Below are 18,129 nucleotides of genomic sequence, written 5' to 3'. Positions count from 1 at the left end.
GGCTTGCTCACCCAACCACCGCCTTCCCGCGCGCATTGAAGCCCTCGATTTCGCGCACCTCGTCGGTGTCGAGAATGTTGGCATCCACCGCAATCTTGTGCGCCGCCCAGCGGGTTTGCGGGTCGCCGCGGAGGAACACGGACAGATCCAGCTCGATCTCCAGGCCACTGCCTTCGGGGAACAGCGCCCGGGAAAGCACCGCCTCGATCTTCCGAGCCCACGGCCCAAGGGTGAACTGGGCAAACCAGCGACCGGCCGTGTCGCTGTTGGTGAACGTGTTGTGGCTATAGTCCTGCACGATCGGGGGAGGCACCTGATAGAGCCGGCACATTTCCTCGACGCTGAACTTTCGGCTTTCCAGCAACTCAGCATCTTCGGGCGTCACACCCAAGGTCTGAAACTTCAGGCCGCCGGGAAGAAACATCACGTTGCCGGCGTTTCGCGGGCCGCTATGCCGTTCGGCCATGGATTGCCGCAGGCGCTCGAGAGCTTCACCGGCAACCGGGGCATCGGAATAGATCGCGCCGCTCGGTGCCGCGCCTTGGGCGACCACATTCTGCGCCCGTTCGTTCAACGCCAAGGCATGGGCCACCGGCGCCGCCGATCGGGAAAGCCGCGACACCCCAAGGAAACCGACATCACTGCGGTCCTTCAGGTGCACCACGTCGCCGGCCAGCAGCCGCCGAACGTCGCCAGTCTGCCCATACAGGCCCGTCTGTTCCGTCACGTCATAGATGAGCCGGCCGGAGGGCGCGAGCATGGGGCTTACCCAGCGCCATGGCACAAATCGCAAGGCCGTTATGGCCGCCCCGTCGCGCTCGATCTCCAACAGGCCATTGCCGGTCAGCAGGGTGCAGGAAAACCACGCCTCCAGCAGATCCGGCCACGTCTGATAGGGGTTCGGCCCATTCCGCAGCAGCTGCGCAATCGGATGCTCCGGAACCTCCACCCGGCCGCCTGCGGTGCGCTGATAGACAAGCACGGCAGCGCTCGCCAGGGCGCTGGCCTGTGCGCCCACGCATGCGGCAACAGTGGAGAGGTTCTCGGCCGTCCGCTCGTTTACGGCAGCCCCCAAGCCCAGCGGCTGTAGCGCATCCCACGATGGCGACGAAGCAACCCGGCGCTCGAAGCCCAGGCGCGAGGCGATGCGTTCAACCAATTGCACGGGCCACCTCCGCAAGCACAAGAGCGCGCTGGCGCCGTTCCCGCTCCAGCAGGCCCGGCATGGCCCGCAGCGCCAGCGACGTGTCGGGATAGGCCGGCCAGGCGCTGACAACGCTGATTTCGTGCAGGTTCACCCGCTTCAGCGTGCGGCGTTCGCCCTGCCAGCGCTCCCCGCCCTCCGCGATCGTGAACCCGAAGCTCATTCCGCCCAGGTCGCCGCGCGTGGCGAGCGCCAGCACGTCGGCCCCGGCCTGCGTCTCCGGCAGGTCCAGGCTGAAGGCGAGGCCCTTGGCGTCCTCCGAAAGCCGCAGGGAACCGGAGCGCGTGCGCCCCAGCACCTTTGCAGGGTCATGGTCCAGCAATGCCAGCACGTCGCCGGAAAGGCCGCCAGAGAAGGCGCCGGGTGCGATAGTCTCGCGAACCCGGCCGATCTTGGCCTCCGATCCGAAGACGGCGGCATAGCCCTCCAGGCGACGGCCGGAGGCGCGAACCTCGATGGCAGCCGCCCGGCGCTCGATGCCGCCGCCGTGCATCAGGCGATGCCCACCGCAGCCGCCAGCACCCCGGTTGCCTTCACGAAGGCGGCGGGGTGGCGCAGGCCAATATCGGCCGTGGCCATTGCGCGGACAAGCACATTGCCCTTGCTGTAAGCGGCATCGGCAAAGGGGTTCACCAGCACGTCCAGAGCCGACCAGAGGCCGATCAGCAGCTCCGAGAAATCGCCGTAGATCAGGGCCGACTCGTTGTTGCCGGCGCCCAGCGTGTCGGGGGCAAGGTTGCTGAACTCCACCCGTTCGCCGTGGAACAGCGCCGCAGTGCCGATGGGCAGCTTTTGCGCGTCCAGCGTCTTGCGGGCGATCGTGGCAACGCGGTTGGTGGAGAGGAACGCCCGGCTTTCCCCCACGTTCGCCACCTTGGCCTTGCCGATCATTTCCGCCGTGGTGTGGAAGATGCTCGTCGCATAGGCCTGCGATTGCGTCCCCGCTGCGGCAAGGATCCCGGTCGGCTCATTGGTGCCGCCGCCCAGGATGGCAACGCGGTCCATCTCCAGCGCGATATCCCGCGCCATCATCTGGCGAAGGAGGCCTTCGATGCCGGGGCTCGTCTGCAACAGCATATTGCGCGAGAACTCGGATCCAGACCCGACATGCTTGGGACCAATGGCAAGTTTGCCAAATTGCGGATCGGAGAACGTCAGCGCTCCATTATCGCTCACCCAGCCCGGCGGCACTGCCGCCTTTTCCATGGGGATTTCGACATTGCCAACGAGGCCGGAAAGGGTGCGGGCACCGAGGCTGGCGATGACGGTGGAGGCCGTCAGCGCGGAAATATACTCGTTCGCAAGGAATTCGGTCGGCACCAGGTTGGAACCCGGTCCGCCTGCAGGCAGCGCCGTGGTCAGCACCCGCTTCTCGAAAAGCTCGGTCGGAACCGCAATGCCCTTGAACTGGCGGCCAGTCGTGCTGCGCAGCTCCGCGTCCACTTCGCGCTCGCGCCCGGCATCGACGCCGCGCAGGCCGGCACCCCATGCCAGCGCACGGGTTAGGCTGTAGTTGCCCAGCTCGGCCGCCATGCGCTCGTCGCGCTTGGGCGCCTGCATGTCGGCCGCGTCCAGTGCCTTGGCGCGCTCGATCTTGGAATCCAGGCCGCGAAGCTCGGCTTCGGCAGCGGTGAAGTCTTCCGCCTTGTCGGCGTCATGTGCGGCCCGCATCCGTGCCACCAGGGCGCCGCGCTGCTCGATCAGGTCAGAGGTTTTCATGCTCGGTCTTTCATGCTGGCCGGGAGCCGAAGCCCCCGGCACGGTGATTGCCGTCTGTCTCGCGACGATGGCGGGGAAGGTTGCGGTGTGAAGGCGCGTTCATTCCGCTGTTATTTCAACTTTGCGGCGGATGACGGGGCCGCCAGCCCGATCCACGATCAGGCTGGCGAGAAACCAGCAGTCGATGACGAAAGAAATTGCCCTTGGTTCCTCGTCCGCCAGATCGTCCATGGCGGCGAGGTTGGGCACGCGGGTCACGTCGAGCTCATTGCTGCCGCCGCAAACAAGGAACCGGCCGTAGGCGGCAGGGCCTGCGTCGTTGGCGGCGGCGGCGCGAATGCGCTCCCGCGAGAGATCGGGGATTTCGTCACCTTCAAAGACGACTGCGCCGTCTATCTCCTCCATGGCGACCAGCGTGGGCAGAATGGCCATGTGGGCAATGATCTTCGTGGACGACACGTCCACACCGGCATCAGACAACAGCTTCATCACCGCCAGCCGGATGATGTCTTCCAGGCGCCAACGCGTCCAGGTGCCATCTGCCTTGGACTCGATGACACCGCGCCGCCTCCAATCGCGCTGGAGGGTCGTGGAAACGCCGGTGACGGTGGCGGCCTCGGCCGGGGTGAAGTCGCGGGAGATGGTTTCGACGGAATAGCGCATGACAGCTCCAATTTAAGAGCGTGATATGAGCCACGCTTTTGACCGTGTCAAGTGCCACGCTTATGGCAGCCGAGGCCACCCCCGTCGCACGCGGGGGCACTGGATCAGGCGCGGCCGGCCTCGATGGCAAGCTGTTCAGTGAATGGTTGTGCCCAGCGGACGTTCATTGGGAGTAGTCCCCAAGCCAGTCCCGGCGAAATACATCGGTCGAAGTTCAGCAAGCCGCCGCCTGACATTATCTAGCCGCGTCAACCACCGGTCCCGTCTTTCGCCAGGAGGCTCGACTTCGAGCTTGCCCTGCAGATCGGCTTCAAGCCCGATCATGAGCGCACAGGCGACATGGTCGCTCATTGTCCGGCCTCCTTGGCGATTTCTGCCTCTGCGCAGGCGAGCGCACGCTTCACGAGCTGGGCGCGCTTTTCCGCCTTCTCCGCCTTCTGGCAGACTTCGAAATAAGTGCCTTCGATGCGCCGGGCATCTGCGGCCATCGTGCTTAGAAACTCGCCAGAGCGGAAATGCTCATCGCTGGCCTCAGAGATGAACCAATCCAGCTTGGCGCGAAGCATGTAAGGCTCAGTCGCGGGGTAGAACATGAAGGCTATCAGCGCTTGGTCGTAGGCTTCGCGTGTCTCGTCGGCAGCGTCGATCGTTTCGGGAACGGTGGCGGTTTCTACATGTACAGCCAGGGTGTAGCGGGCGAACGCGATCTGGCAGTTTTGCCAAGCCTCATAGGCTTTGTTGACAGGCGTGGCGGTGCTATCGGCTGGATCAGCCATGATCGTTCTCCTTGGGAACGGTTGCGGTTAGAGCCGGGGGAAGGATTAGGCCCCTTCCATCGGCTCGCCTTTTCTGCCATCATCTATTCCATGTCGTCAATAGCTAATGTCAGAAAATCGCGGGGACGGCCGGCGGTCAATGCGACTGCGGTAACGGTTCGTATCCCCCCCGATCAGCTATCTGCCCTCGACGCATGGATTGCCGCCCAGCCCGAACCTAAGCCGTCGCGACCGGAGGCTGTGCGGCGATTGCTTGGGGAACGTCTGCGTTAATGGCGCTGCCTTACCATCCCAAGCCGGGAACGATTGTTGTCTGCGATTACTCCACGGGGTTTCGACCACCGGAGATGGTAAAGCAACGGCTGGCCATCATCATTTCCCCCAAACTGAAGCGGCGAAATGATCTTGCCTCGGTCGTGCCCTTATCGGCAACATGCCCGACCACTTTGGAAGAATGGCATCATCGCCTCGACATCAGCTTGCCACCACCGTGGGGCGATTGCCCGCGCTGGGCGGCATGTGACCATATTGCCACGGTGGCTTATCATCGGTTGAACCTGCCGTATACAAAGCACCCCGTTACCGGCTCCCGGCAATTCATCCAGAGGGAGTTGGAAGCGGACATCCTTAAAGAACTTCGACGAAAGGTGGCTCTCGCGCTCGGCATAGCAGGTTGAAAATATACCCGTTCGGTGTATATCAGATGCATTCCTGCGCTGCTTGGCAACAAGCATCAGGCTTAAGTCCAAGTTAACTTGGCGGAACTTCTAGCGTTGCCAGCAAGAGGTTTGACAAGCCCCAGCCTAACCGCTGGGGCTTTGTCGTTTAAAACCACTCAATCTCCCACGTCACGTCCGGCGCCACTTCCGTCCGCGCCGCCAGCCCGATCGCCATAACCAGCGCCACAAGGCCATCTATCTTGTCTCGGCTGCGGTCCTTCGCCAGCTTGCGGTTGCCATTCGCGTCCATCTGAAACACGGCGTTGCCGGCCATCCAGCGCAGGATCGGGTGCCCGCCATGCTGCAGCTTGCCTGTCAGCATCGCCGCTTCAAAGGCGTCCACCGCCGGTCCCATGCTGCCGAAGTTCTGGGAGAAGGGCACCAGGGGCAAGTTGATGCCGTTGCGGTCGAGGATCAGCTGCAGCTCCCGCATGCCATAGCGGTCATAGGCCAGGCCCTTTACGTCGAACTCAGCCGCGATCGCCGCCAGGCGCTTCGCCACATATTCCCGATCGATGTAATTGCCGGGCACGATTTCGATCAGCGATTGCTTTGCCCAGACCCGATAGGGCACCCGATCCTGTTCCTCTTTCTCGCGCACCGCGTCATCCGGGCACCAGAAATAGGGGATGATGATTCCGCCATCTTCGGGGAAATAGAGCACGGCAGCCGTCAAATCGCGCGCCTGGGAGAGGTCGAGGCCTACATAGCAGGGCCTCCCGGCGAGGTAGAGCGGCGCCACCGTCTCTGTGCCGCAGGCGTCCCATTCGTGCGGATCGATCGCCTTCGGCTCGGCATCCACCCGCTGATTGCAATAGAGGTTTCGGAATGCCCCTTCCGTCGTCGGGATCCGCCGCGCCCGCTCCGCTTCAATCTGCAGTTCTTCCAGGCTGCGGAACACGCCCAGCGCAGGGTTGGCCAGCGGCCAACTCTCCGGGTCGAACACGTCCATCTCATCGGGGATCCGATAGACGGCGCCATGAAAGGCGGGGTCGGTGATGTCGCCGCCCTGCAGGCGCTCGGCATAGTCCACCAGCTCGGACATCATGTTGTCATGGTCCGCAGATTGCGTGCCGATCGCGACCAGCAGCGGCTCTTTCCGCTTTCCCATAGACGTGCGCAGCACGTCGAAAAGTTCGCGGCGCTTCCACTGTGCCAGCTCGTCGCAGACGATGAAGCTGGCGGCGAGGCCGTGCGCGGCCGGGCCGTCGGAGGCCAGCGCCTTGTAGATCGATCCCGTCTCGTCGTCGGCAATCCGCTTGTGGAAGGTCTGCACGTTCAGCCGGCGGGCCAGCCAGGGCACGGCGTAAACCCAAGCCTCGATCTCGGAGAAGATCAGCGAGGCCTGTTCCTTGGTCGCCGCAGCCGAATAGCACTCGCCGCGCGGCTCGGCTTCAGGTCCGGCAAGGTGCGCCAGGCACAGCGCCGCCAGCAGCACCGTCTTGCCATTCCCCCGGCCCACCGACATCAGGCCTGTGCGCACCAGGCGCCGGCCGTTGTCGCCGGTCGCGTAGACCGCTTCGATCCATTCCCGCTGGAACGGCTGCAGCGTCATGGGCTCGCCGGCGCCAAAACCCTTGGTGACAGGCAGGGATTCGATGAAGGCGATGACACGTTCCGCACGCGTCAGGCCCTCCGCCTCCCAAGGGCGATCGGAGGGCAACCCTTCCCGATTTGCCGCCTCGATCTGCTTCCGACTTCCAGGACCGCGCTTAGCCATGCCCGCCTCCAGCGCACATCACAATGTGATGTGATGAGCTATCTCGCTTAAATAACTCAAGATTTCTTTGGGGCGGCTGTGTTCCAGCCTCAGCTATGAGCGATTTTTTCATGAATTGGCCTACATTCTCACATTGTGATGTGATTTTTGCCCGTGCGGCGCCGTATCTTCGGCGTGCTTCAGCCACCACCTCTGCGCAGCCCGGATCATTCGAGCCACCTCAGTCGTCCGTTCTGGGTCGGCTGTTATCCGTCGCAGGCACTCATCCAAGGGCGTGGCGATCAGTTCCACGCGACCGCCCAGCTGCCCTATCCACCAAGTGCGCTCAGCCGACGTGGGCGCGCCAACAATGAAGAACACGTGATCATATCGCTGCTCCCTCCACAGGCCGGACAGGATTGCGTTGCGAGCCTTTAGCGCTTTGGCCAACACCTCCCTGCTGGTTGCATAGCGAGGCAGCCCGCTGACCTGCTGCTTGATATCATCGAGGTCGAGGATGAGGTCTGCCGGCCCCGCGTGCTTGCGTGCCCACGTGCTCTTGCCCGCGCCGGATGGCCCACATACCAGCACCACAGGAACAGCCGAGCGCCGCAGCCCGGGCGGCTTCAACAGGGCCTCAAAGGTCTGTTGCCCGCCCCCGTTCCAGGGATGCTCTGGATCCGTGGGCCGCCCACTCGCATCGCAGCCCTTTATCGGTTTATCTGTCCAGACGGCGCCAGCCTCCGGCCCGCGCGCCGTCTTCCGTGAGTGGCAGCGATTACACAGGCTGCGAAGGCCAGAAAGCGCAGGGAAGGCTTCGCCGCCGAGCCGGACGGGAATCACATGGTCCACCGCTTCGGCAGGCTTCAGGCGGCCGGCGGCCTCGCAATCCTGACAGAGCGGGAACTCTACCAACTTCGCCCGACGAAGCCGACGCCAGCGAGCCGTGCTATAAATCGCATCGGCCACTAGCGCCGCCCTCCGGCGTTGCCCATTGCCCGTGCCTCTCGTTCCCCCCGGATAGCATTTGCAGCGCTTGCCGCTGGCACTGCCTGCGGCGGAGGTACTCTCAGTTCCGCGCCAGGACAGACAGCCCGAACGGCCGGGATAAGCTCCAACTTCCGGTTCAGCAGGCTGCGGAACAGTTCAACATTGGCCGTCTGGATCAACACTTCGCTGCCGGTGAACGTGACGGATGTTCGCCACACGGGGTTCCGGAACAGCGCGGCATAAGCCCGCTGCCCCATCGCCTCACACCACCGCCGCCTCAGTTCATCCGCCTCATCGCTCTCACCCGGCGCCGTTGGGTCGATCGGTTCAGGTTCTTGCGCTGCCACTTCCGCTCGCCGCTTCCGCCGCCGAGGCAGCTGCGGCGCTTTGGGGGTAAGGGGGGTAGTAGGTTCAGAGAAAGGTTCCGTGTCCCGTTTTTGGGACTCTTTCCGCGACTTTTCGGAACCGTTCCGCTTTTGGGACTCTTCGGTTTTTGCTGGCCCGCCTCCAAACAAGCGATAGGCCTTCACCTGCCCAGTGGCACCCTTGCGGATTCCGGAATCTGCAATCCACCCATCTGCCTCAAGCCGATCGAGACAAGCGATGACCGTCTTGCGATTCAATCCCGTGAAATCGACCAGGGTAGCGAGTGATGGAAACGCTAGCCCGCTTTCTTTGCGATGGTTGTCGGCGAGCGCCCACAACACCAGCTTCATAGAGGCAGAACCGGGTTGAGCTTCGGACGCCCAAGCTACCGCAATCATGCTCATGTCCGCACCTCCAGCCCGGAGGCCGACAGGTTCGCCAGACGTTCTTGGCTCCCAAGGGCAACCACGTTACCCGGAAAGGCCGTGCGCCAAGCTATGCTCTTGATCTCGCAACACCGGGACAGCCCCGGCGAGCCCACCAACCCTTCCGCGCACCGGCATGGCCCTCCGCGGGCGCGCGGCACCTGGTCGGTATCACGAACCCTTTCGGTTCGAACCGGCGCTCAGATCGGTTCCGCTGTCCCCCACTCCATCCATCCGGCAAAGCGAGGCGATTTCGGCGTATAGCCCGCGCCCCGCGACACCAGGCGAAAACCCGCCGCCTCCACCCCTGAGGTGACCGGCCGCGTCAGGTGGCAATTGCCGGCGAGGCGCTTCCACAGGGGCTCGATGCGCGCCTGTGTCCGCCGTACCTCGGCATCCGGGCTCAGCCCATGTTCCAGAAACAGCAGCCGCCCGCCCGGCGCCAGCACGCGGCGCGCTTCCGCCAGCGCGGCGGCGGGATCCTGCACCGAGCACAAGGTGAACGTCGTGACGACCGTGTCAAAGCTCGCGTCGGCAAAGGGCAGATCCTCCGCGAACCCCCGATGCGTCTCGATCGGGATCGGCGCCTCGGCCGAGGCCGCATCCGTCCGCTCCAGCAGCTCGGCATGCGGATCGATACCCGTCAGGCTGCGGACGACTACCGGGTCGTAGAATTCCAGATTGAGCCCACCGCCGCAGCCATATTCCAGCACGCGTCCGCGCGCCCCCGGTACCACCAGCGCACGCCGTTTCATCACCTGCCCCTGCCCGCAGGCGCAGGTGATCAGGCGGGGCAAGACATGACGATCCCAAAAGCCCATGCGTAAATCTTGCCGTGCGCTGAGGCGCACGGCAAGATTTGTCTTAACTTGGGCGCTTCGCGCCGCTTCCGCGCACCTGCGCGGGCGCCCGGTCGGGCTTGCGGCCTGCAGCCGTTATATAGCTGCCGTCACTGCGCAGCCTTGCGGGCTTCCATCATCTTCTGCATCGCCGCGCGGCCTTCCTCGCGGGTTACCTTACCATCCTTGTTGGCGTCCATCATCGCAAACCCCTCGGGCTTGCGGCCAGCGGCCTTCCACTCGTCGGCGGTCAGAACGCCGTCCTTGTTGGTGTCGGTCACATCCCAGAACTTGCCGCCGCCATGCCCGGCGGGTGGCGTTGTCGATGCCGGTGCGGTCTGCGCCAGCGCAGGGGCGGCCATCAGCAGGGCGGCGATCATCAGGCTTGCAGATTTCATGTCACTCTCCTCAGGATTTCAGGCTTCTACGCAGTGCATCGCACCGGTCCCCCGCGCTCAGATCCATATCCGTTCGAACCTGTCTCCCAGCCGAACCAGCAGCTCATATTGCGAGCAGCCCGAAGCTGCCGACAATTGGGGCAGGTCCCAATCCAGCTGAACCCAGTCGCCTTCGGAAAGCTCTGTGCCCGTTGCGTCGGCTGCCAGCATGTCCATCGAAACCCGCCCCGCCAGCGGCAGCGCCCGCCCGCCTGCGTGCAGCTTCAGATACGGTCCCAGCCTCCGCGCGATGCCATCCGCATAGCCGATGTTCAGCACCGCAATCCGGCTCGGCCGCTCCGCCACCCAGGTCGCGCCATAGCCAACCGCCTCGCCAACGGCGACATCGCGAAGCTGGATGATCCGCGCCTCAGGCGTCACCACGCGGCGAACCTGAGCCGCTGGAAAGGCCTCGCCCCCATACAGGCTCAATCCCGGCCGCACGGCGGAAAAGGATGTCCCGGGCCAGTGAATTCCGGCCGAATTGGCAATCGCATGCGCGGCTCCCGGCGTCGCGGCAGCCACCTCGCGAAAACGCGCAATCTGTCGCTCTGTCAGCGGATTTCCCGGCTCGTCGGCGCAGGCGAAATGGCTGTGCACGATCTGCACCGGAATGCCGTCGGCCGCAGAGATTTCGGCGGGCTGCACCCCCAGCCGGTTCATCCCGGTTTCCACCATAAGGTCCGCCGGCCGGCCCGGAAACGCTGCCTTCCACGCGGCGCATTGCGCAACCGTGTTCAGCACCGGCCTCGCCAGCGGCAAGGCGGCGGCCGCAGCAGCGCAATCGGGGGTAAAGCCGTGCAGCACCAGCAGCGGCAGGTCGGCCCGCCCCAGCGCCACGGCCTCGGCCCATGTCGCCACGGCAAACGCCTTCGCCCCTGCGCCGTGCAGCCGTCGCACCACTTCGCGCGCGCCCAGCCCGTATCCATCCGCCTTCACCGCCGGAATGGCCGGCACGCCCGCACGCGCTTCGCAGCCACGGAAATTGCCCACCAGCGCTTCCCCGTCCAGCCGGAGGCGAAGGGGAGCGGGCACGGTCGGAAGATCAGCCATGGGAGGCGATTAAGCTCCCCCCGTTACACCCGCAAGGCCATCGCCTTCAGGAAGCGCGCCTGCTCCACCATGCTCAGCGCGCTGGCATCGACATCGATCCGCACGCGCTCGATCGATCCGGCGAACGGAAAGGGCGCCGCATAGGCCGGCGAAACCCGGTTCCCCAGGTCAGCGCCCACCGAGAAACCATCATAGCCGGTGGAGAACAACGCCTGCCGGAACTTGCGGCTGCCAGTCTGCCTTCCGTTGACGAACAAGGCGCCGGAACCATCGAACGGCCGGCTCTCCATCTTCTGCACATAGCGGATCTCCAGCTTGCCCATCGGCACCAGCCCGCCGTCGATCACCTCCCGCCAGGGCAGCAGCGACTGTTCATAGTAGAGCCGCCCACCCTTTATATAGAGCGTGTATCCGGCCGGCTGGCTGCCGTGCGCGACCAGCACGCCGTCGCCGGTTCGCACGCAATCTACGATGATCTCGTGCGGCAGTCCGCAGACCACCGGCGCCACCTCCCGGCTCAGCCGCTCGATCGGCGGTCGCAGGTCCCACGTCTCGCGGATGCCCCGGTTCTGCCGATCCTGCACCAGCCGGATCACCATCTGCCGGTCGTCCAGCGGAAACACCTGGTAACGCTCCGCCGCAGCGTTCCACTTGTCCGCCAGCTCCGCCACCTTGTCGGGGCGGCTGGCGGCCAGATCGTTCAGCTCGTTCGGGTCCTTCGAAAGATCATAGAGCTCCCATTTGTCTTCGGTGAACGGCGCACCCCGCTCGTGCCGTGTCACCAGGCGGAACGGCGCTGCATAATAGGCGCGGTTGCCACCCAGCTCGAAATATTGCTCCGTCCGCGTCGGCGCTGCAGCGTCGGCAAAGGTGCCGAAGATGCTGTCCCCTTCCAACGGCTTCATCCTGCGCCCGTTGCGCGCCTCGGGCGGCTTCACCTCAGCCACCTCCAGGATCGTCGGCAGCAGGTCGATCACATGCACGAACTGGCTGCGCACGGCCCCCTTTTGCGGCATGGCTTTCGGCCAGCTCACCAGCAGCGGGTCGGCCACGCCGCCCAGATGCGTGAACTGCTTGTAGAGCCGGAACGGGGTGGTGGAGGCGTTGGTCCAGCCGATCGGATAGTGCGGGAAGGTCGGGTCCTCGCCCATCACATCGATCAGCTTCTGTGCCTCCGCCACCGGCACCGGCCGGCCAAAGGCGGCGGCGAAGACGTTTGGCGTTCCGGTCTCCGTTCCCTCCGCCGAGCCGCCATTGTCGGAAAACAGCAGCACCAGCGTATTCTCGCGCACGCCCAGCTGCTCCAGCCGCACCAGCAGCCGACCGATGTTGGCATCGATATTCGCCAGCATCGCCGCATAGATTTCCATATAGCGGGCATAGAGGGCCCGATCTGCGGCGGGCACGTCCGCCCACGGCTTCGCGCCCGAGGAAAGCGCCGGCAGCTTCGTCCCCGCCGGCATGATCCCCAACTCGATCTGCTTTTGCAGCCGCGCCGAACGCACGGCATCCCAGCCGGCATCATAGGCGCCCCTGAACTTCTCCCGCTCGGCGCGGCGGACCTGCAGCGGCGAATGCACCCCCGGAAAGGCCAGCTGCAGAAAGAACGGTCGCCCCGGCTCCAGCGCCTGCTGCGTGCCCAGATAGGCCATCGCCCGGTCGGTCAGATCGTCGTTCACATAATAATCGGGCGTCGTCGGCGGCTCCACAGGCGCCACCCCGTCGAACAGCTCGGAGGGGTGGAAATAATCCGTCGAATGCCCCTGGAACCAATAGGCCCGGTCAAAGCCCCGCTGTGTCGGCCAGTTGCGATAAGGCCCGTTGGCGCCGGTGGAATGGCCGCTGTTCACATGCCACTTGCCGCACAGGAAGGTGCTCCAGCCGGCGTCGCCCAATATCTCGGCCACGGTCGCCGCATCGTGCGTCAGGTCGCCCCGCGTCCCCGGATAGCCGCTGTCGATATCCGCGAGCCAGCCCATCCCCGCCGAATGGTGGTTGAGGCCGGTCAGGAAGGCCGCCCGCGTCGGCGAGCACATCGCAGTGGTGCGGAAGTTCGAATAGCGCAATCCGGCGGCCGCCAGCGCATCGATGGCCGGCGTCGGAATTTCCGAGCCATAGCAACCGAGATCGGCAAAGCCGACATCGTCGAGCAGGATGGCGACGACATTGGGCGCACCGTCGCGCCAACCCTTGTCGTTCACGTCCATCGGCCGGCTGTCGGCAAAGCTCTCGGCGATTTCCGCTGCCTCGCCCTTCGCCACCGCCTTCGGCGTCTTCAGCTGCCGCGCCCGCCCCTCGATGGCCCGCGCGCCAACGGCGGCGGCTCCCGCCACGCCAACGCCAACGGCGCCCCCCACCAGCAGCGAGCGCCGATCCAGCTTGCGCTTCTCTTCATCCGCCATGCGCTTGCTCCTAGTTGGCCCAGTAAATCAGTTCCTGCCCCTCGACCCAGGGCGCGTTCGAAGGCACGTCGATCCGCACCGGCCCCTCAATCAGCGCCGGCCACAACGGCTTCGGCATCTCGGCCGCCTGCGCCTCGATCAGCCGCTTCAGCTCCGCCACCTTGTCCGGCATCGCCTTTGAAAGATCGGTCCGCTCGGTCGGGTCGTCCTTCAGGTTGAACAGCCACACCCGCTCGGGCCGCTTCGAAACCTGCAGCTTCCAGTCGCCATCGCGCACCGCGCGATAGTCGCCCGAACGCCAGAAGTTGGTGCGCGGCGGCAGCGCGCCCCCCGTCTCCAGCGCCGGCAGCAGGCTCACACTGTCCATCTGCCGGTCCCCCGGCATTCTGGCGCCAGCCGCCGCCGCCGCGGTCGCGAACAGATCGATATGCGAGCCGACCCCTGACACCTTCGTCCCCGGCTTGATCCGCGCCGGCCATTTCGCAAACAGCGGCGTCCGAATTCCGCCCTCGAAGAAGGTCGCCTTCCAGCCGCGATACGGCTTGTTCAGCCCATCCATCCCCACATACCAGGCGCCGCCATTGTCGGATGTGAACAGGATCAGCGTGTTGTCGGCGATCCCGTCGGCCTCCAGCTTTGCCTGCACGCGGGCGACCGAGCGATCCAGCGCCACCAGCATCGCCGCATAGACCCGATCGCGATGATCCTGGATGTGGCCCAGCTTGTCGTAATCGCTCTTCAATGCCTGCAGCGGCGTGTGCGGCGCGTTATAGGCGAGATACAGAAAGAAGGGCCGGTTCCTGTTCGCGTCGATCGCGCGCAGCGCCTCGTCGGTGAACCAGTCCGTCACATAGCCGCCAGGCGCGAAACGCTTGCCGCCATTCCACTGCACGGCATAGGGCAGGCTCGCCCACAGGAACTGGTCGATAGGGTCCCAGTCCAGCCTGGCATTCACCACATCGGGCGCATTCTTCGGCAGGAACATCCCGGCCCCCGCCGCAAAGCCCAGCGACTCATCGAAACCCTGATCCTCGGGGCGCATGCCCCTGGCCTCGCCCAGATGCCATTTGCCGATATGCATGGTGTGATAGCCGGCGGTCTTCAGCACCTCCGGCAGCATCACTTCGCTCGCCGGTACCCCCTGCGAGCGATAGTCGGGCAGCTGGTCCGCCACTTCCGAATGCACGATCGGCTGCCACGGCCCGAAGCCGGCGCCATGCCCCACATTCTTCGCCAGCAGCGGCGGCACGGCCGTGAACTCGAACCCGAAGCGCGTCGGATAGCGGCCCGTCATCATCGCCGCCCGGCTGGGCGAACAGGTCGCGTTCGCCGCATAGAAGCTGTCGACGGTCGCGCCTTCCTGCATCAGCCGGTCGATGGCGGGTGTCGGCACGATGCCGCCGCCAAAGGCCGAGATGTCGTTGATGCCAAGATCGTCGGCGACGATCAGGATGATGTTCGGCGGCCGCTGCCCGGCGGGCGCCACCGCCGGCCCCTGCGCCCAGTTCACCGTCTGCGTCGGCCCGATCGGATCGGTCACATCCGCAATCAGGCCCGGAATATAGAGCTTCCAATGCTGGAACGCCGCATAGCCCACGCCGGCCAGCGCCAGCGCACCGCCCAGAAACAACCAGCGCTTCTTCATCGCGTCCCTCCCAGCCTGCTCGTCTCGATCCCCCCGGTTGCCGGCAGGCTCACCAGATCGCGGTCCTGCGCGATCCGGATCTCGCCATCAAAGCGCTTGCGGGCATCACCCAGAAACGCCCCCTCCAGCCCCGCCAATCGAAGCGGCGGCACGATATGCGTCAACACCAGCATCTTCGCGCCCGCCTTCTGCGCCACCTCGGCCGCCTGCTCGGGCGTCGTATGATAGTCCTCGATATCGGCCATCACCTTCGCCAGCGGCGCGTTGCCGGCCTTCTTCGCGGCCTCTCCCAGCACGCGGGTAAGCCGCGGCTGCAGCGCCTCGTGCACCAGCAGGTCGCAGGCCTCTGCCGCCCGCATCAGCACCGGGGAAACCACCGTATCCCCCGAAACCGTCAGGCATCGCCCCTTATAGTCGAAGCGATAGCCGACCGCCGGCGCCACCGGCCGATGATCGACCCGGATCGCCGTCACCTTCAGCCCGCCGTCGTCGGAAATCACCGCCGTGGTTTCCGGCACGGCAAAGGCGCGCGGCGACAGCCCGAAACCCGAAGGCGGCACCACCGCCTCGCCATGATGCGCCACGCGATAGGTCGAGTCCGGCTGGTAGACGGCGTTGAAGCCGGCGGCGATCTGTCCGACGCCGACCGGCCCCAGCAGCGGCAGCTGCGCCGTCGCAGAGCTACCCACCCAGCGCTGCAGCGCCAGCGCGCCCAGCCCATCGATATGATCCGAGTGGAAATGCGTCAGCAGCACCCGCTCCACGCGACCTGGCGGCAGGCCCATCAGCTGCAGGTTGCGCGCCGCGCCTTCGCCCGCGTCGACGATCAGCAGGCGCTTGCCGGCGATCACCGCCAGGCACGGCCCGGCGCGATCCGGATCGGGCATCGGGCTTCCGGTGCCGCAGAAGGCCGCGTGCAGCCCGTCGGGCAAGCCGTCCAGATTGTTGGAGGTCAAGGCCTGCTCGGCGCCGCGCGCATACAGCATCAAGGCCAACGGCTCCCGGAACGCCCACCCCGCCCCGGCCCCCAGCGCCACCACGGCAACCGCCCCCAACAGCCACTTCTTCATGCCACTTCCCCCGCGCGTGTCCTCAGGTCCCGCTCCACGGCCCACAGCCGGTCCTGCCCCCAGTGCGAAGGCAAGTCGCCGACCCGGAAACTCGGCACTCCCCACAGGCCGCCGGCGAACATCTCGGCCCGGTTCGCTTCGGCAACCGGCCGCCAGCTTTCATCGGCCAGAGCCGCTCGCACGTCTGCCTCGCCCAGCCCGGCCCTTACCGCCAGCATCCGCAACCCGTCGTCGGTCGTCGCATCCACCGCCTCGGCAAAGGCGCCCTGCAGGAAACTCTGCGCAAACGCCGGCCCATGCCCCATCGCAATCGCCCGGTGCAGCACGGCCATTCCGCGCTCCACGCCCACGCCGACAGGATCGCACACCCGGCCGAACTGCAGGCCAAGTCGCTCCGCCTCGCGCTTGGTATCGCGCACGATATACATCCGCTTCTCGCGCGGCACGGGCAGCCCGCGCATCACCATCGGCAGTACCGGCCGCAGCACCAGCTTGGCGTTCCAGCGCCGCGCCAGCGCAGCCACCCGCGGCGCAGCGATATGGGTGTAGGGGCTGCGCAGGCTCAGGAAGAAGTGCAGCTCCGCACCCCCGGAATCTCCGGTCTCCGCACTCGCCTCCAATTGCCGAACCACGGGCGTCCCGCCCAGCCGCGCCTCCAGATGCGGCAGCCGGTCCACGCCCCAATAACATTCTCCCTCGAAGGAAAAGACACCCGGAAGATAGTGGCCGGCAGCCGTGAGCGCGGCAGCGCCCTCGGCCAGCGCAGCTGTTGCATCGCCGGCGCCGTCAACTGCCTCGCCCGAGAACAGCGCTGTGCCCAGCGCCACCGCACGTGCAGCAAATTCCGCAGCATTCCTTCCGGCGCCGGCCAGCTGTGCTTCCGCCGCCGCAACAGCCTTGGCGGATGGGCGAACGGGATTCTCGGGAAATTGCAGGGCGTGTGCCGTCGCCAGTTGCTGCGCATCCCGCAGCCCCCAGTCCGCCAGCAACCCCGGCTCGGGCGCCGCAGCTTCCGCCGGAGGTGGCACCAGATGCGGCACGATCCGCACGCCATGCGCTGCTTCCAGCCGCGGCAGCATCTGCACCGCCAACAGCGACCAGGGATCGGAAACACCGTGGAAATAGTGAACAGTCGGTACTTCGCCCATCAAACGACGCCTTGCGGCATGGAATCGACGCGAAATTCGCCGAAGCGCGGGACTGACAAGAATTTGTGCGGCAAGGGATTCCACCCGGCCGCCTCCACTGATCCTGCCCACATCCACACCTCCCCAGGCCGCTGCGGTCGCTGCTCGTGCAATTGCGCTTACTTATGGCACTTTAAGGGCCAATAGTGACATATGGCGCAACATCGGTCAATATGACATCATGCGTGCAACAGGGAGCACTGCCATGCTGCGCACAAAAGAGGGGGATAGGATTGGCGATCCTGAATCGGACGGCCGCCGCCGTCGTTCCGCCGACAGCCGCCGCCGGATCATCGAGGCGATGCTGGAGCTTGTCCGGGAGGGGGACATCTCCCCCAGCGCCGATGCCGTAGCCGCCCGCGCCGGGGTCGGTCGCCGCACCGTCTTTCGTCTCTTCTCCGATATGGAGGGCGTCTACCGCGAGATGCACGCCGTCATGCGGGAGAAGGTGGCCCCTGTCCGCGATGCGCCTCTGGTGGGCGAAACCGCGTCGGCAAAGGTGCATGCGCTCGTCGATCGCCGCGCCCGCTTCTTCGAGGAAGTGCTGCCGCTGATGGTGGCAGCCGGCGTCCACCGCCCGCGCTCCACCGTCCTCCAGAATGACCATGCACTGATCCAGCGCGAGCTGCGCAACATCCTTTCGGAGCTGCTGGACGAGCAAATCCTGTCAAACCGGGAAATGGTCGAATCGCTCGACATGCTGCTCAGCATCGACGTCTGGCGGCGCCTGCGGCTGGAACAGCGCCTCACCGTCGCGCAGGCAACGTCCATCCTGCATATGCTGGTCACGGCCCTATTGCCGGCCTAAGTGTTTAGTCCCAGAGTGTGATGGTGTAAGATTGTCATCATCGCAGCGGGAGGGTTTATGGGCCAGTTTCTACACGGGAGCGCCAAGACCACGCACGCCGTTCGAGGCGAGCTACAGCGATCGCAGG

General features: G+C 65.4%; 18 protein-coding genes. 2 read left to right on the top strand and 16 right to left on the bottom strand.

Annotated elements, in window-relative coordinates; translation table 11 throughout:
• Positions 1-7 precede the first annotated feature (7 nt).
• The 6 genes from IM784_RS15410 to IM784_RS15385 all read right to left on the bottom strand — a co-directional run bounded on the left by IM784_RS15410 (position 8) and on the right by IM784_RS15385 (position 4,362).
• The gene (locus IM784_RS15410; RefSeq protein WP_199556248.1) at positions 8-1,165 is read right to left on the bottom strand and encodes a phage portal protein; all 1,158 of its coding nucleotides are present in this window, start codon (positions 1,163-1,165) and stop codon (positions 8-10) included.
• A complete protein-coding gene (locus tag IM784_RS15405; RefSeq protein WP_235977422.1) occupies positions 1,152-1,697 on the bottom strand; it encodes an HK97 family phage prohead protease in 546 nt (181 codons plus the stop codon). The genes IM784_RS15410 and IM784_RS15405 overlap by 14 nt, the downstream gene beginning before the upstream one ends.
• Positions 1,697-2,923: a phage major capsid protein gene (locus tag IM784_RS15400; RefSeq protein WP_199556247.1), complete on the bottom strand. Its 1,227-nt coding sequence runs from the start codon at positions 2,921-2,923 to the stop codon at positions 1,697-1,699. The genes IM784_RS15405 and IM784_RS15400 overlap by 1 nt, the downstream gene beginning before the upstream one ends.
• Before the next feature lie 99 nt (positions 2,924-3,022).
• Positions 3,023-3,586 (bottom strand): MerR family transcriptional regulator, encoded by a 564-nt coding sequence (locus IM784_RS15395; RefSeq protein ID WP_199556246.1) that lies wholly within the window; start codon positions 3,584-3,586, stop codon positions 3,023-3,025.
• 135 nt (positions 3,587-3,721) lie between these two features.
• Complete coding sequence (locus IM784_RS15390; RefSeq protein ID WP_199556245.1) at positions 3,722-3,937, bottom strand: hypothetical protein; 216 nt, start codon at positions 3,935-3,937, stop codon at positions 3,722-3,724.
• A complete protein-coding gene (locus IM784_RS15385; RefSeq protein ID WP_199556244.1) occupies positions 3,934-4,362 on the bottom strand; it encodes a hypothetical protein in 429 nt (142 codons plus the stop codon). The genes IM784_RS15390 and IM784_RS15385 overlap by 4 nt, the downstream gene beginning before the upstream one ends.
• 272 nt (positions 4,363-4,634) lie before the next feature.
• Here IM784_RS15385 and IM784_RS15380 point away from each other — a divergent pair, with 272 nt between their 5' ends.
• On the top strand, positions 4,635-5,039 hold the full coding sequence (locus tag IM784_RS15380; protein ID WP_199556243.1) for a type II toxin-antitoxin system PemK/MazF family toxin: 405 nt from the start codon (positions 4,635-4,637) through the stop codon (positions 5,037-5,039).
• A gap of 148 nt (positions 5,040-5,187) precedes the next feature.
• On the opposite strand, the gene IM784_RS15375 is transcribed toward IM784_RS15380, so the two are convergent.
• The 10 genes from IM784_RS15375 to IM784_RS15330 form a co-directional block, all read right to left on the bottom strand.
• On the bottom strand, positions 5,188-6,801 hold the full coding sequence (locus IM784_RS15375) for a terminase large subunit (protein WP_199556242.1): 1,614 nt from the start codon (positions 6,799-6,801) through the stop codon (positions 5,188-5,190).
• 120 nt (positions 6,802-6,921) lie between these two features.
• Positions 6,922-7,749 (bottom strand): HNH endonuclease, encoded by an 828-nt coding sequence (locus tag IM784_RS15370; RefSeq protein ID WP_199556241.1) that lies wholly within the window; start codon positions 7,747-7,749, stop codon positions 6,922-6,924.
• The gene (locus tag IM784_RS15365) at positions 7,749-8,540 is read right to left on the bottom strand and encodes a helix-turn-helix domain-containing protein (RefSeq protein WP_199556240.1); all 792 of its coding nucleotides are present in this window, start codon (positions 8,538-8,540) and stop codon (positions 7,749-7,751) included. The genes IM784_RS15370 and IM784_RS15365 overlap by 1 nt, the downstream gene beginning before the upstream one ends.
• Before the next feature lie 221 nt (positions 8,541-8,761).
• A complete protein-coding gene (locus tag IM784_RS15360; RefSeq protein WP_199556239.1) occupies positions 8,762-9,382 on the bottom strand; it encodes a class I SAM-dependent methyltransferase in 621 nt (206 codons plus the stop codon).
• 128 nt (positions 9,383-9,510) lie between these two features.
• On the bottom strand, positions 9,511-9,798 hold the full coding sequence (locus IM784_RS15355; protein WP_199556328.1) for an EF-hand domain-containing protein: 288 nt from the start codon (positions 9,796-9,798) through the stop codon (positions 9,511-9,513).
• 57 nt (positions 9,799-9,855) lie between these two features.
• A complete protein-coding gene (gene alr / locus IM784_RS15350) occupies positions 9,856-10,890 on the bottom strand; it encodes an alanine racemase (protein ID WP_199556238.1) in 1,035 nt (344 codons plus the stop codon).
• 23 nt (positions 10,891-10,913) lie between these two features.
• Complete coding sequence (locus tag IM784_RS15345) at positions 10,914-13,292, bottom strand: arylsulfatase (protein ID WP_199556237.1); 2,379 nt, start codon at positions 13,290-13,292, stop codon at positions 10,914-10,916.
• A 10-nt stretch (positions 13,293-13,302) separates the two neighbouring features.
• Positions 13,303-14,937, bottom strand: coding sequence for a sulfatase-like hydrolase/transferase (locus IM784_RS15340; protein WP_199556236.1), 1,635 nt, complete (start codon positions 14,935-14,937; stop codon positions 13,303-13,305).
• Complete coding sequence (locus tag IM784_RS15335; protein ID WP_199556235.1) at positions 14,934-16,007, bottom strand: MBL fold metallo-hydrolase; 1,074 nt, start codon at positions 16,005-16,007, stop codon at positions 14,934-14,936. The genes IM784_RS15340 and IM784_RS15335 overlap by 4 nt, the downstream gene beginning before the upstream one ends.
• Complete coding sequence (locus tag IM784_RS15330) at positions 16,004-17,155, bottom strand: DsbA family protein (RefSeq protein WP_199556234.1); 1,152 nt, start codon at positions 17,153-17,155, stop codon at positions 16,004-16,006. The genes IM784_RS15335 and IM784_RS15330 overlap by 4 nt, the downstream gene beginning before the upstream one ends.
• A gap of 244 nt (positions 17,156-17,399) precedes the next feature.
• Here IM784_RS15330 and IM784_RS15325 point away from each other — a divergent pair, with 244 nt between their 5' ends.
• Positions 17,400-18,002: a TetR/AcrR family transcriptional regulator gene (locus IM784_RS15325; protein ID WP_199556233.1), complete on the top strand. Its 603-nt coding sequence runs from the start codon at positions 17,400-17,402 to the stop codon at positions 18,000-18,002.
• The last annotated feature ends 127 nt before the right edge of the window (positions 18,003-18,129 follow it).

Source organism: Sandaracinobacteroides hominis, from assembly GCF_016464365.1.
In the GTDB taxonomy this organism is placed as follows: domain Bacteria; phylum Pseudomonadota; class Alphaproteobacteria; order Sphingomonadales; family Sphingomonadaceae; genus Sandaracinobacteroides; species Sandaracinobacteroides hominis.
Note: the sequence above shows the minus strand (reverse complement) of the source record. Positions and strands in the feature narration are given on the sequence as shown.